11 protein-coding genes, 1 tRNA gene and 1 pseudogene are annotated in these 13639 nt (G+C 42.4%); 7 read left to right on the top strand and 6 right to left on the bottom strand.

The genetic code is table 11. The annotated features are described in order from the left end of the window. The first annotated feature begins 295 nt into the window (after positions 1 to 295). A complete protein-coding gene (locus tag AACS92_RS11270) occupies positions 296 to 925 on the top strand; it encodes a glutathione S-transferase family protein (protein ID WP_099111302.1) in 630 nt (209 codons plus the stop codon). 235 nt (positions 926 to 1160) lie between these two features. On the opposite strand, the gene AACS92_RS11265 is transcribed toward AACS92_RS11270, so the two are convergent. The 4 genes from AACS92_RS11265 to prpB all read right to left on the bottom strand — a co-directional run bounded on the left by AACS92_RS11265 (position 1161) and on the right by prpB (position 6731). After that, on the bottom strand, positions 1161 to 3050 hold the full coding sequence (locus AACS92_RS11265) for a propionate--CoA ligase (protein WP_099111301.1): 1890 nt from the start codon (positions 3048 to 3050) through the stop codon (positions 1161 to 1163). Between the two features lie 97 nt (positions 3051 to 3147). Continuing rightward, positions 3148 to 4611: a bifunctional 2-methylcitrate dehydratase/aconitate hydratase gene (locus tag AACS92_RS11260; protein WP_153044784.1), complete on the bottom strand. Its 1464-nt coding sequence runs from the start codon at positions 4609 to 4611 to the stop codon at positions 3148 to 3150. A 73-nt stretch (positions 4612 to 4684) separates the two neighbouring features. Then, the gene (gene prpC / locus AACS92_RS11255) at positions 4685 to 5833 is read right to left on the bottom strand and encodes a bifunctional 2-methylcitrate synthase/citrate synthase (RefSeq protein WP_099111300.1); all 1149 of its coding nucleotides are present in this window, start codon (positions 5831 to 5833) and stop codon (positions 4685 to 4687) included. Next, positions 5826 to 6731, bottom strand: coding sequence for a methylisocitrate lyase (gene prpB / locus AACS92_RS11250; RefSeq protein ID WP_099111299.1), 906 nt, complete (start codon positions 6729 to 6731; stop codon positions 5826 to 5828). Before prpB ends, prpC begins: the two co-directional genes overlap by 8 nt. 291 nt (positions 6732 to 7022) lie before the next feature. On the opposite strand from prpB, the gene prpR reads away from it, so the two are divergent. Beyond that, complete coding sequence (gene prpR / locus AACS92_RS11245) at positions 7023 to 8723, top strand: propionate catabolism operon regulatory protein PrpR (protein ID WP_099111298.1); 1701 nt, start codon at positions 7023 to 7025, stop codon at positions 8721 to 8723. Between the two features lie 11 nt (positions 8724 to 8734). On the opposite strand, the gene AACS92_RS11240 is transcribed toward prpR, so the two are convergent. Together AACS92_RS11240 and AACS92_RS11235 are read right to left on the bottom strand one after the other, a co-directional pair. After that, positions 8735 to 9700 carry a threo-3-hydroxy-L-aspartate ammonia-lyase gene (locus tag AACS92_RS11240; RefSeq protein ID WP_099111297.1) on the bottom strand — a complete coding sequence of 322 codons (966 nt, stop codon included), beginning with the start codon at positions 9698 to 9700 and terminating at the stop codon, positions 8735 to 8737. A gap of 3 nt (positions 9701 to 9703) precedes the next feature. Further along, the gene (locus AACS92_RS11235) at positions 9704 to 10051 is read right to left on the bottom strand and encodes an SH3 domain-containing protein (RefSeq protein WP_099111296.1); all 348 of its coding nucleotides are present in this window, start codon (positions 10049 to 10051) and stop codon (positions 9704 to 9706) included. Positions 10052 to 10630: 579 nt separating this feature from the next. Here AACS92_RS11235 and AACS92_RS11230 point away from each other — a divergent pair. From AACS92_RS11230 to AACS92_RS11210, 5 genes and pseudogenes are all read left to right on the top strand, one after another. Beyond that, complete coding sequence (locus AACS92_RS11230) at positions 10631 to 11185, top strand: AidA/PixA family protein (protein ID WP_099111295.1); 555 nt, start codon at positions 10631 to 10633, stop codon at positions 11183 to 11185. An 88-nt stretch (positions 11186 to 11273) separates the two neighbouring features. Continuing rightward, the gene (locus AACS92_RS11225; RefSeq protein ID WP_099111294.1) at positions 11274 to 11822 is read left to right on the top strand and encodes a DUF7823 domain-containing protein; all 549 of its coding nucleotides are present in this window, start codon (positions 11274 to 11276) and stop codon (positions 11820 to 11822) included. A 347-nt stretch (positions 11823 to 12169) separates the two neighbouring features. Continuing rightward, positions 12170 to 12244: transfer RNA gene (locus tag AACS92_RS11220), tRNA-Arg, on the top strand. Between the two features lie 203 nt (positions 12245 to 12447). Beyond that, a pseudogene (locus tag AACS92_RS11215) lies at positions 12448 to 13299 on the top strand (replication endonuclease); the annotation flags it as partial. Further along, positions 13296 to 13460 (top strand): hypothetical protein, encoded by a 165-nt coding sequence (locus tag AACS92_RS11210; protein ID WP_193756977.1) that lies wholly within the window; start codon positions 13296 to 13298, stop codon positions 13458 to 13460. The pseudogene AACS92_RS11215 and the gene AACS92_RS11210, both read left to right, overlap by 4 nt. The last annotated feature ends 179 nt before the right edge of the window (positions 13461 to 13639 follow it).

The following is a 13639-nucleotide window of genomic DNA, read 5'->3' as shown; positions in this document are numbered from 1 at the left end:
TACGAACACACCGCAGTTAAGTATTTATTAAAAGAATATCACCTTTTTATTAATTTTTTTCCGCATCTTCAATAGATCTGTTGTCTAAAATATCTAAGGATTTGGATAAAAAAACTATAGGATCTATTCGACTGATGTCAATATAAAAAGTCAGTTTGATATATATGTTTACTCCGGTAGAAAAAAACTATAATGTTCTCGTGTGTCAATATTCACCATCATACCCAATATATTTTGAATGGTAGTCAGTAAAGCGACATATTCAAATATAAAGGGATTAACAGAGAGAAATACGATGTATACATTATGGATAGCTAATAAAAATTACTCTTCCTGGTCGTTGCGTCCTTGGATCTTGCTCAAAGCTCTGGATATTCCTTTCAACGAGCAATTAAGTTACTTTGAAAATGGTAAAAGTAGCCATGAGAAATTTAAGGCATTCTCACCAACGGGTCTTGTTCCTTGTCTGGTAGATGGTGATATTACAGTTTGGGATACACTGGCTATTACTGAATATGTTGCAGAGGAACATGCTCAGGTATGGCCAGAAGATCGTACTGCCAGAGCGTGGGCAAGAAGTGCAGCAGCAGAAATGCACTCTGGTTTTACTGCATTACGCCAGATTTGTTCCATGAATTGCACAAAAACAATTGAATTAACCGGAATATCCCCTGAATTACAGAGCGATCTTTCTCGGCTTGATGAGCTTTGGTCTGAAGGGCTAAGCAGATTTGGTGGTGAATGGCTGGCAGGAAATTCTTTCACGGCAGTGGATGCATTTTTTGCACCGGTAGCTTTCCGGGCCAGAACTTACGGGTTGAAATTTTCACCTGAGTGTCAGGCATGGATTGATAGGATGCTTAAACACCCGGCGATGGTGGAGTGGTTGGACGCTGCGAAAAAAGAGCCTGAAATAGCGCATTGATATACCGTTTTTTTCTCCGCTAAAAAACAATAAATTAATTGAGGAGCGCAGGAAACGCGCTCTGATTTCAAATATCACGCTGTCATGCAACTTATTAAAAAATAAAAAAAAGCTCCGCATTGGCACGGAGCAGGAATGGGTAAAAGTAGCTGGGAAAATGTAGTACAGTTGTATAGTAATACCCTCCTGCTAAACACCGTTTAAATAGACGCGAGAATGCCGCAATCCGTGAGTATTAATGATGAGAAACTGCATCACGTATTACATCCAGTGACTCTGGGTTTTCTATCAAAGCAATATCACTGGGGTCACGGCCTTCACAAATTGCCTGCATAGTACGACGCAACATTTTCCCTGAGCGGGTTTTGGGTAATTGAGTGACAAAATAAATACGTGCCGGACGCCCGACACTGCCAATCTTTTTATCGACCAAATCCATCAGCGATTTTTCCAATGTTGCAAAGTGGTCAGCACTCTGAATTTCTTTTCCCTCTTTGAGGACGACAAAGGAAATAGCAGCTTGTCCTTTTACATCATCTTTAATACCGATAACGGCAACTTCTGCAACATCTTCATGGCTTGCAATACACTCCTCTATTTCCCGGGTTCCCAGACGATGGCCTGAAACATTAATCACATCATCCGAACGTCCTAAAATAAAGTAGTAGCCCTCACTGTCACGAATACCCCAGTCAAAAGTAGAATAAACCTGTTGATCGAAGTGTTTCCAGTAGGTATTCACAAAACGGCGATTATCACCATAAATGGTCTGGATACACCCCGGAGGTAAGGGGCCTTTGATAACCACCATTCCTTTTTCGTTATCACCACATTCTTGTCCGGTCAGTTCATTAATTAATTTGACGTTAAAACCGTACATCGGGAAGCCGGTGCTACCAAAACGGCCGGGCCTGTCATCCAGTGCTCGTGCAATTGCCATAATTGGCCAGCCAGTTTCAGTTTGCCAGTAATTATCAATCACAGGGACATTAATGGTTTCAGTGATCCAGCGTGCAGTATGTTCGTCGAGTGGCTCACCTGCCAGATAGAGCGTTTCAAGAGAGGAAATATCATATTGAGCAATATTGTCAGTTGGGTATTTTTTCAGGACTCGAATGGCTGTTGGCGCAGAAAACATTCTGGTGACGTGATATTTTTCCACAATCCGCCACCAGACCCCGGCATCCGGTCGGATGGGCAGCCCCTCATACATAACGGTTGCCATTCCGGCAATCAGCGGGGCATAAACAATATAGGAATGTCCTACAATCCAGCCGATATCTGATGTGCAGAAGAATGTTCCTCCGGGCTTACCGCCAAAAATAATACCCATGGATGTTGCCAGCGCAACGGCATAACCACCAACATCCCGTTGCACCCCCTTGGGCGTTCCTGTTGTTCCAGACGTATAGAGCACACAGGAAATTTCATTGGATTCGAGCCATGCTACAGGAATGTCTGCCCCCAAATGAGCCTGCCGTAATGTCGCGAAATCCAGATCCCGGTTTTTGACCCAATTTATCTCACTTAAACCACGGTTTATCATCAATACATGACGTGGTGTATGTGCTGCCAGTTCAATAGCTTCATCTAATAGTGGCTTGTAGGGGATAATTTTTCCTCCCCGCGATCCTGCATCAGCGGAAACGACCAGTACCGGCTCTGCATTATCTAATCGGGTAGCAAGACTATGGGCCGCAAACCCACCAAAAACAACGGAGTGGATAGCACCGATGCGGGCACAGGCAAGCAGGATAAACAGGGCTTCAGCTACCATCGGCATATATACCACGACACGGTCGCCTTTTTTGACACCGAGAGAAAGCATAATCGCGGCTGCCTGATTGACTTCCTGATATAACTCCCGATAGGTGAAGACTTGCTCGGTATTTGTTTCTGTTGAAACCGCAATTAACGCTTTGGCATCAGGCTGGCTTTCCAGCCAGCGATCTAACGCGTTATAGCATAGGTTAGTTTTTCCGCCACAGAACCAGCGGGCAAAAGGAGGATCACTGTGATCCAGCGTTTGTTCAAAAGGATGCTGCCAATGAATCCGTCTGGCTTGTTCTGCCCAGAAATCGCTGGGATCATCAATCGAACGTCGGTAAAAATCTTGAAATGACATAATTTCTCCTAACGAGATATTTTTCCTGACGTAATATTTTCCTGGTGTAATGTAAGAATAGTGGTTCCGTAACCAGAACCACTAAATAAATTGCAGATTAAACACGGTATAAATCAAGGTACTCGTTTACGGGGATGTCTTTTATATCGTTAAGGTCAAGGGAGACTGACAGAATTTTTTGTTGTTGTTCTTCGGTGAAACGCCTTGCCAGATTGGTTCTGAATTTTTCCAGCAATGCGGGAACACCGTCGGCACGGCGGCGTCTGTGCCCGATTGGGAACTCTATTATGACTTCATCAAGCTGGCTGCCATCATTAAAAGTCATAGTCAGGGCATTAGCAATAGAACGTTTTTCTGGGTCATGGTAATCCTGTGTGAAATTAACATCTTCAACACAGATTATTTTTTCCCGCAGAATATCAATGCGCGGATCTCTGGCAACATCATCTTCATAATCCGCCGCAGTAAGACGCCCAAATAGTAATGGAATGGTAACCATATACTGGATGCAGTGATCCCGATCTGCCGGATTATGCAGCGGGCCTTTTTTATCAATGATGCGGATGCAAGCCTGATGGGTGCGAATAGTGATTTGAGCGATATCTTCGACAGTTTTTCCTTGTGCTTTCAGTTGCTGATATAGCTGCATGGCGGCTTCAACCGCAGTCTGAGCATGAAATTCAGCAGGGAAAGAAACTTTGAACAAAATGTTTTCCATCACATAACTGCCATAAGGGCGCTGAAACTGAAATGATTCGCCCTTAAAGAGAACATCATAAAAACCCCAGTTTTTGGCGGTTAATACGGAGGGATAGCCCATTTCACCCTGTTTTGCCATCAGAGCCAGACGAACGGCGCGGGAAGTAGCATCGCCAGCTGCCCAGGATTTACGGGAGCCTGTATTGGGCGAATGGCGATACGTCCGTAAAGACTGGCCATCTACCCACGCGAGTGACACGGCACTTAATATCTGTTCACGATCCAGACCCATCATTTGTGCAACCACAGCGGTTGAAGCAATTTTTACCAAAACAACATGATCCAGACCGACTTTATTGAATGAATTTTCCAGTGCCAGGCAACCCTGAATTTCGTATGCCTTAATCATGGCTGCAAAGACATCCCACATGGTCAGTGGCTCTTCTCCACGGGCGACAGCATTTCTTGACAACCAATCAGCGACAGCAAGTATCCCGCCTAAGTTATCAGACGGATGCCCCCATTCAGCCGCCAGCCAGGTATCGTTAAAATCCAGCCAGCGGATGAGGGTACCGATATTGAATGCAGCCTGTACGGGATCGAGTTCGAATTGTGTTCCCGGTACTCGTACTCCATTGGGAACGACTGTTCCCGGTACAATCGGGCCGAGTAATTTAGTACAGGCGGGGTATTCCAGTGCTTCTAAGCCACAGCCTAAAGCGTCTAAGAATGTGTGTTGGGCGGTGACATAGGCAATGGGGGAAACGATGATGTAATCCATGACGTAATCCACGATATCTACAATCACTTGATCGTATTCAGGCCGGTTACTTACAACGGAAGTCAGCGTAGAGGCAGGCATAGAGGTAAACATAATCAATCCTTTTGGAAAAATTGCATTAATGTACTGTTTATCAAGCATTCATTAGCGGGTATCAGCGCTTTTCAATCGGGACAAACGGCAGATTTTCCGGGCCGGTATAATGAGCCGTGGGCCGAATAATTTTATTATCAATACGCTGTTCAATAATGTGGGCAGCCCAGCCGGAAGTACGGGCAATCACAAATAGTGGGGTAAACATGGCGGTAGGAACCCCTAACATGTGATATGACACCGCCGCAAACCAGTCGAGATTCGGGAACATTTTTCTCTCATCCCTCATCACTGATTCAATGCGATCGGCAATATTAAACATTTTCAGTGTGCCTGCTTCTTTGGATAGGGTTTGAGCAACCTCTTTGATCACCTTGTGGCGTGGATCAGCAATGGTATAAACCGGATGCCCGAAGCCAATAATCACTTCTTTTCTCTCCAGACGGCGGAGAATGTCAGCTTCTGCTTCATCAGGCGTATCATAACGCTGTTGAATATCAAATGAAGCTTCATTGGCACCACCATGTTTTGAACCTCGCAGCGCCCCGATCCCCCCGATAATGGCAGAGTAAATATCTGAGTTTGTACCGGCAATCACCCGGCTGGTAAAAGTCGAAGCATTGAATTCATGCTCTGCATACAGGATAAGGGAAGTATGCATTGCTTTTTCCCACGATGCCCGTGGTTTCTGCCCATGTAAAAGATGCAGGAAGTGACCCCCGATAGAATCATCATCAGTTTCTACATCGATACGACGTCCGTTATAACTATAGTGGTACCAATAAAGTAATATCGAGCTAAGGGAAGCGAGTAGACGATCAGCGATATCGCGGGCCGCAGCCGGATTATGATCCTCTTTTTCCGGTAATGTACAACCAAGAACGGAGACTCCTGTGCGCATCACATCCATCGGATGTGCAACTGCGGGTAGAGCTTCCAGTGCGGATTTAACGCTGCTCGGCAAACCTCTTAATGCTTTCAGCTTGGCCTTATAGGCAGTCAGTTCGGCACGGGTAGGCAGCTTTTCATGGACTAACAGGTAGGCAACTTCTTCAAATTCGCAGTGGGAGGCCAAATCAAAAATATCATAACCCCGGTAATGCAATTCCTTGCCGTTTTTCCCAACGGTACAAAGCGCGGTATTACCCGCGGTAACACCTGACAGAGCAACAGATTTTTTCGGTTTAGTCCCTATAATTTGTTCATTCATGTGTATCACCTCGATTGTTTTTCTGGGAAAACAGGGCATCCAGCCTCTGCTCAAAATCGTAATAGTTGATACTTTCGTAAAGCTCATTGCGGGTTTGCATCATATTGAGCACACTTTTTTGCGTGCCATCGCGCCGGAGGGCTGCGTAGACTTGCTCAGCAGCCTTATTCATGGCGCGGAATGCTGACAGGGGATAAAGAGCGATAGAGACATTCGCACTTTTTAGTTCTTCAAGAGTAAAAAGTGGAGTGGCTCCGAATTCGGTGATGTTTGCGAGTATTGGAATTTGTGTTTTTTCAGCAAAGGTTTTATACATTAGTAGCTCTGTGATGGCTTCCGGAAACAGCATATCTGCTCCTGCTTCTCTATAAGCTTCGGCTCTGTCAAGGGCAGCATTCAGTCCTTCTACTGCCAACGCATCAGTACGTGCCATAATGACGAAATGTTCATCATTACGGGCATCAACGGCTGCTTTAATGCGATCGACCATCTCCTCTTTGGAGACAATCTCTTTATTTGGCCGATGGCCACAACGTTTTGCACCGACCTGATCTTCAATATGCAGTCCGGCAGCTCCTGCTTTAATAATAGACTGAACTGTGCGGGCCACATTAAATGCGGAAGATCCGAATCCGATATCAGCATCTACCAGCAGAGGTAAGTCGCATACATCAGTGATGCGTCGGGTATCGGTTAATACATCATCCAGTGTTGAGATACCCAAATCAGGCAAACCTAATGAACCTGCTGAAACCCCGCCGCCGGAAAGATAAATAGCCTTATAACCTGCTCGCTTCGCCAGCAGAGCATGGTTTGCATTAATAGCGCCTACCACCTGTAACGGAGACTCGTCTTTTATTGCCTGACGAAAAGTCAAACCGGCAGAATAAAATCCCATATGCAACTCCATTATTAAAAATGAAACTTATCTGTACTAACTGATTAACAAAGCAAGGCTTATGCCAAAAAGCAGAAATGGGAGGAAAGGATAGGGAATAGAGAGAGGTATTTTTATTTTAATTTAATAATCAAATGGATAATTATTTTTTGCTGTGATGTCGTTTCTGACTTTCTGCTGATTATAATATATACTCGTTTCAATTTTGAACAATTGTGTTTCATTGTTGTTTTATTTTGTTTAAGTGAAACGTAATAAAAAATGAGCAGAAAAGAAAAAAGGAGGTATATCATGCCAATACATGCCTCAGAGCGTGACAGCAATAAACCTGTTATCTGGACGGTTTCTATCTCCCGCCTTTTTGACCTTTTTCGCGATATTACACCGGAGTTTGATCATCAGGCTGATATCACACCGATCCATCTTGGTTTTGAACAGGCGGTACAACATATCCGTAAGCGTTTGGAAAACGAACATTGTGATGCCGTAATATGTGCGGGTTCTAATGGCGCCTACCTAAAAAGCAGGCTATCAGTACCGGTGATCATAGCCAAAGCCAGTGGTTTTGATTTCATGCAGGCATTGGCTCGCGCCCGGCAAATCAGCTCCCGCATTGGCGTCATCTCCTACCAAAACACCTTACCTGCGCTGGAGGAATTTCAACAACGTTTTCATCTGAGTATAGAACAACGCAGCTATGCAACGGCAGAGGATGCCAGAACACAGGTTAATGCGCTGAAGGCAGATGGTATTCAGGTAATTGTGGGAGCTGGGTTGATCACCGATTTGGCGTATGAAGCGGGGCTGGTGGGTGTTTTTGTCTATTCTGCTGATTCTATCCGGCAGGCATTTCATGATGCTCTGGATATGGCTAAGATGGCCAGACTTAATCAGGCAGTAATTTCACCTTATCCTACCGAAGATAAACTGCGTATCCGACATACGATCAATGATATTCGGGGAAATTCCACGGCAATGGAGCGTGTACGAAGTACAATCACGTTATATGCCCGTTCGACAGCGACCGTATTGATTCAGGGAGAAAGTGGTACCGGAAAGGAGCTGGTTGCACAGGCTATCCATCATGAATATACCCTTCGCTATGGGCAGTTAAAAAGAAAACATCCCCGGCCATTCGTTGCTGTTAATTGTGGAGCAATCGCCGAATCGTTATTAGAGGCAGAATTGTTTGGCTACGAAGAAGGTGCATTTACGGGTTCACGACGTGGCGGGCGGGCTGGGTTATTTGAAGTTGCGCACAGGGGAACGTTATTTCTGGATGAAATTGGTGAAATGCCATTGCCGCTACAGACCCGGTTATTGAGAGTTTTAGAAGAAAAATCGGTTGTCAGGGTTGGGGGATATCGTCCGATTGCCGTTGATGTGCGTATTATTTGTGCAACTCATGTTGATTTGGATCAGTGGGTAAGGGAAGGGCGCTTCCGTGTTGATTTGTTTTATCGTTTAAATGTATTGCGCATTAATCTTCCTGCGTTACGGGAGAGGGAAAACGATATCAGTATGCTGGCTCAGGAGTATTTTCGGCGGGCATGTGCGGCTCTTAATTTGCGTGTTTCACCTTTAAGAACGCGTGAGCTTTCTCAGTGTGATGAAGTATTACGGTCTTATCACTGGCCGGGTAATGTGAGAGAACTGCGTAACCTGATGGAGCGAATTGCTCTTTATACGAGTGCTAATCCTGAACAGATATTAACTCCTGCTCTGATATTGTCACTTTCTCCTGAGCGTCAGGTTGAAATTGGCGTCATGAATAATATGCAAGTAGTAAAAGCCGCATCTCATTCTTTTACAGAAAAATCACCTTTGGAGCATGATATTTCATTGAGTGATATTGTGGCGCATTTTTCAGGTAATCGGCAGGCCGCTGCGGAATATCTGGGGATCAGCCGTACGACACTATGGCGGAGACTGAAGCAGGAGCAGCAAAAGAACCTAAAAAATCCTGCCCCGAATAGAGGACAGGATCTGTAAAATCTATTGGTTTATTTATTTGCCAGTAACTGGGAGTATCGTTGCATGTCGATATTCCCTCCGCTCAAAATAATACCGATACGCTTGCCCTGCAACTGTTCCCTTATCGCTCTTGCCGCAGCAAAACCCAAGCAACCTGTTGGCTCAACAACCATTTTCATTCGCTCTGCCAGAAAATACATCGCATTAACCAGCTCTTTATCTGAGGCTGTCAGAATATCTGTCACAAGGTGACGAATAATGTCAAAATTATGCTGACCTAGATGTGGTGTTTGTGCGCCATCTGCAATCGTTTTTGGGGTATCAATATAGACAATCTCACCTTTTCTGAAAGATTGTTGCCCGTCATTACCCTCCTCAGGTTCAACACCAAAAACCTGACATTTCGGGGATAACTGAGAAGCAGATAATGCTGAGCCGGATAACAGACCACCGCCACCGAGCGGGACAAACAGAGTATCCAGTTCGCCGATTTCCTCAAAGAGTTCTTTGGCTACAGTGCCTTGCCCTGCAATAATGTGTGGATGATCGTAAGGCGGGATTAAAGTCAACCCGTGTTTTTCTGCCAGATTTTGGCTTATGGCCTTGTTATCCTCAGCGTATCTGTCATAAAAAACAATTTTGCCACCGTAACCTTTTGTTGCTTCAATTTTGGCTTTAGGGGCATCATGTGGCATCACAATTGTGGCTGGAATATTGAGCATCTTAGCAGCTAAGGCAATAGCCTGAGCATGATTACCGGAAGAGAAAGCAACAACCCCGTTTTTTTTCTGTTCATCACTAAACTGGGATAACGCATTCATTGCGCCGCGAAATTTAAATGCTCCCATTCGTTGGTAGTTTTCACATTTGAAATAGACTTCAGCGTCGAATATCTGATTAACCGTATTTGAGGTAAATACCGGAGTTTTGTGGATATAGTTTTTAATGCGGGCGTGGGCTTCTGAAACATCACGATAATCGGGAACAAACTTCATTACTTAAATCTCCTGAGTTATATAATCTTGTGGTATCCAGCCTGTTTCACCACACTCTTTGTGGGCCCAGAACCAACCATTCAATAAATTTTCCAGATAGAGTAATTCGCCTGCTTTTACAGTTAATTCATGTGCAATGTAGTTTTCCATACAGATTGCCTGATTAATTTGAGTCAAACGCAGGATCTGTTGGGGAACCCAGCCACTTATTTCTGATTTATCCGTTGTCCACACCCAATAAGGGTACTCTATATCACAGTGGCTGACTGAAACGATATCACCAGACTGTAACCGGATCGGAGTTGGATAAGCGTTGGTGTAGTTCTTGATTACAGTACCTTTACCAAACATATTTTCTCCTGAATTTATATTTGCCGTTTTTCAGGCGATTACTCAAAATTCATAAGATATATACTCAATGGATTTCAAGAGGTGTTGCGGGCAACAAAGAAATAACTTGAAAGACGAAGAGTAAAAATTAATGTAGTAGCTGAAGTAATAGTTAGCGATTATACACTGGAGTAAATTGTATATCTATTTAACTTTAGAGGTAATATAAAAATCAGAGGTAGAACATCTGGTTTCGCAATAATATTATTAATATTGTTATATTATTATTCCAGTGTAAATTTCTTTTTAAAAACTCTTCTATAATACAATGATATTTATTTTAGTCATTCTCTGAATGAAGAGTAATATAGTTTTTAGTCGCTTATTTTAATTTTTAGCTAAGTTTTTAAATCTGAAATACAATTTAACCTTTTTATTATGATAAAAATATCTCGTGCATAAGTGTTTTTTGAGGTTTTGACTTTATATTATTTTGCTATTATGTATTCCGTAAGTAACTTATAAAGAAAACTCAGTCAGAGTGTTATATTTTTTGTGTAATAAAATATGCTAATACCATGAATAAATGAGGGCACTATAATGTCTAAAATGATTGATATATTAGTTGGTATCAGAGCCGAAGATATTATGAATGATTTTGGCAAGCTTAGTAAAGATATTAATAATCCTGTTTCACTTTGGTCTGAGGATATTTTTAAAAAATATATCACTTATATCCCTGAGGATGACAGACTTGCGTCAGTTAATAGTTCAGGTAATTTAGTCATTAAATGTGATGCTGGCGATATGCTGCGCGTAAAAGTAATGACATTAAATATGAATTTAGACTATTCAGTTGCACTGATAAAACTGGATTCAATGATGAACGTCATGCCGGATGACATGATGACAATGATAGAACCTCACAAGGTTGTACAGGGCATAGAATATATTCCGGTTGTCGATGTAAGAAATCCATTAGATGTGAATATGCAGTCAATAAGAAATTACTACTGGATGAGCAAAGTTAATATGATGCCTGCAAATGGCACTATGCGTACAATGTATTATGAGTGTATTGTAGGAATTTATAAAGAAGGTATTTTACAGGGCTATGTTGCTGCAGAGCCAGCTCTTATACTGGATAAAAGATAAATATTTTAGGTAGAGGCACTGAATAAATTTTCCGGGCCGTGTAATGCACGGCCTTATTTATCGCAGATAAATAATAAGTGAGGGGGTTATGGGCGATAATAATAAATCAAAAATTGACACATCAGAAACAGAATATAAATTGGAGCTTGACATTACGCTTGGTGCTGAGAAATTTAATTTTTCCGATCCAGAAATAGAATTAGAAAACATGCATTGGGGATACAATAGCAAAGCACAATCAAACCAGAATAGGCCGTCTTTTGGTAAATTATCTGTTATCGAAAATAACACACCTATTGATGCAGACAAAATAGGATTTTTCTATTGGTCAGAAAGGTTATTTGCAGGATTGTCTGGTGGTTTTCTTTTATTAAATGCGCATTCTTATAAAAAACAGCAAAGCTTTAGAAGTATGTTGGATTTATTCTATGACAAATTTCTTTATGTAACAGTTGATGGTGTAACTTACCACCTTGGAAGATATTCAAAAATTATAGTCGGAATTTCAATTGTACATGATTACAACATTACATACGACTATATTGCTCAGTCCATTCCTGATGCAAAAAAGTTAGGTGATGTATTGAAGGCAACTGGAGAAACTAAACGTTTTTGTTTCAGATGGTGTGATAATTAAGTGATTCAGAGTAACGAGATATTTTTTTATAATGAGTGGTCAGTTTTTATTGATCATTTTAATTTTCAATTGAGTGATGTTCGAACAGAAAAACTGACAATCTTGATTTTTTTATAGGGTCATTAAAATCAGCCGGTAATAACACTCAAGGTTATGGTTATAAATTGTTCACAAAATGAAGTGCGATTATGGACTCAATCTGTACACAATAGTAAGTAATGAGTTGACTATAACAAAAAACTAAAGAAGATAGGGTGAAACAAACAAATGCAAAAAACTTGATTAAAACAGGCAGAAAGAGCTAAGATACGGGCGTTTTAGAAACGGCCTAAAACAAGCAGTAAAATGCCCTCTTAGTTAAATGGATATAACGAGCCCCTCCTAAGGGCTAGTTGTAGGTTCGATTCCTGCAGGGGGCACCAAATGAACATCTTTCACAGTCTATTCAAGTCAATTAACCCCAGTAAAATCAACAAAATTGCTAAATTCCTCATCTATCGAAGTCTAGTAGTGTCTTTCTAAATCTCTACAATTTGTTGTATAGTTTTTTGTATAGAAATACCCTCTACAATTTTTCTATACAAGATTGGTGATTTATGAAGCTGACAGATTTGGCAATCAAACGAGCCAAACCAAAAGAAAAAGCCTAGGTCATGCTGAGGAAATCGACCCAGAAAAAGGCTCTGCAACGGGCTATGTGGCGAAGTACATTTCTAAAAATATTGATGGCTACGCAATGGACGACGAGCTGGATGATGAAAGTGGCCGATCTGTTAAGGATGCTGCTGTTGCTGCCAGTGCTTGGGCTTCTCGTTGGCGTATCCGTCAATTTCAGTTTGTGGGTGGTGCACCAGTGACGGTTTACCGTGAACTGCGCCGCATGGCAGATCATGATACCGCAATGGATTTAAGTACTGAATTTGCCGCTGTACATGATGCGGCTGATAACGGCGACTGGGCAAGTTATATCAATGCACAGGGTGGCCCATTTGTTCGTCGTGACGATTTGGTTGCGCGTCTGTGGTATGAGACGGAGCAAGAAACTAACGCCCACGGTGAGGATGTGATCCGTATTAAAGGGGTTTTCTCGATGGATACCCCAATTTTAACGCGTCTCAAAAGCTGGAAGATTGTGCCGAAGTTAGCCGAAGCGTCAGCGGAGGCTGGTTTTAGCGATGCGCCCGCATCGCCTAGGAGTTCTGTCAATAACTGTACGGTGTTGTCTGATACAGCCAAAAAAACTAGTGAGGGGTTGATTGAAAAAATTATCGATTATGCCGATTCCATTGGGATGAATTTTAGCCGATTTATGGCACGGTCATTAATTATCGGTGGAAAAATCAGTGTTAATGAACAGCCATTTAAGTTATGGACGAATGGCAGTTTTATTCCTATGGAGTCGGAACGGCAAAAAGAGATGCGCCGCGATGGGTTGCGGACACGGATTAATCAACTTGGGAAAATGAGGAAACTATGACAACGTTTAAAATTAAACTGCCTTGCTTTCATACAACAGAGGAATTTGCTAATGAGCCACATGATTGGTGTAAGGAGAGAATGATTGCACGTGATGAAACAATAGAAGAAGTTTGGGTATTTCTCGAACAGCAAGGGTTTGAGGTAACGCAAGAAAATTAAATACAAACGCCCCAACGCCAGCACAATGCTGGCTTAATCAAAATAGCCTTGTTGTTCTCGTAATAATCTAAGTTTACATATTGATGTTAAAGATATTTCGCGCAACCCAAAAGGGCATTATAAGGGGTTATTAGCAGAAATGTCTGGAAGTATTGAGTAAGTCACATAATTAACTATTT

It is taken from the genome of Xenorhabdus sp. KJ12.1 (genome assembly GCF_963876495.1).
Lineage (GTDB): Bacteria > Pseudomonadota > Gammaproteobacteria > Enterobacterales > Enterobacteriaceae > Xenorhabdus > Xenorhabdus stockiae.
This window is presented reverse-complemented; position numbering and strand designations above follow the sequence as displayed.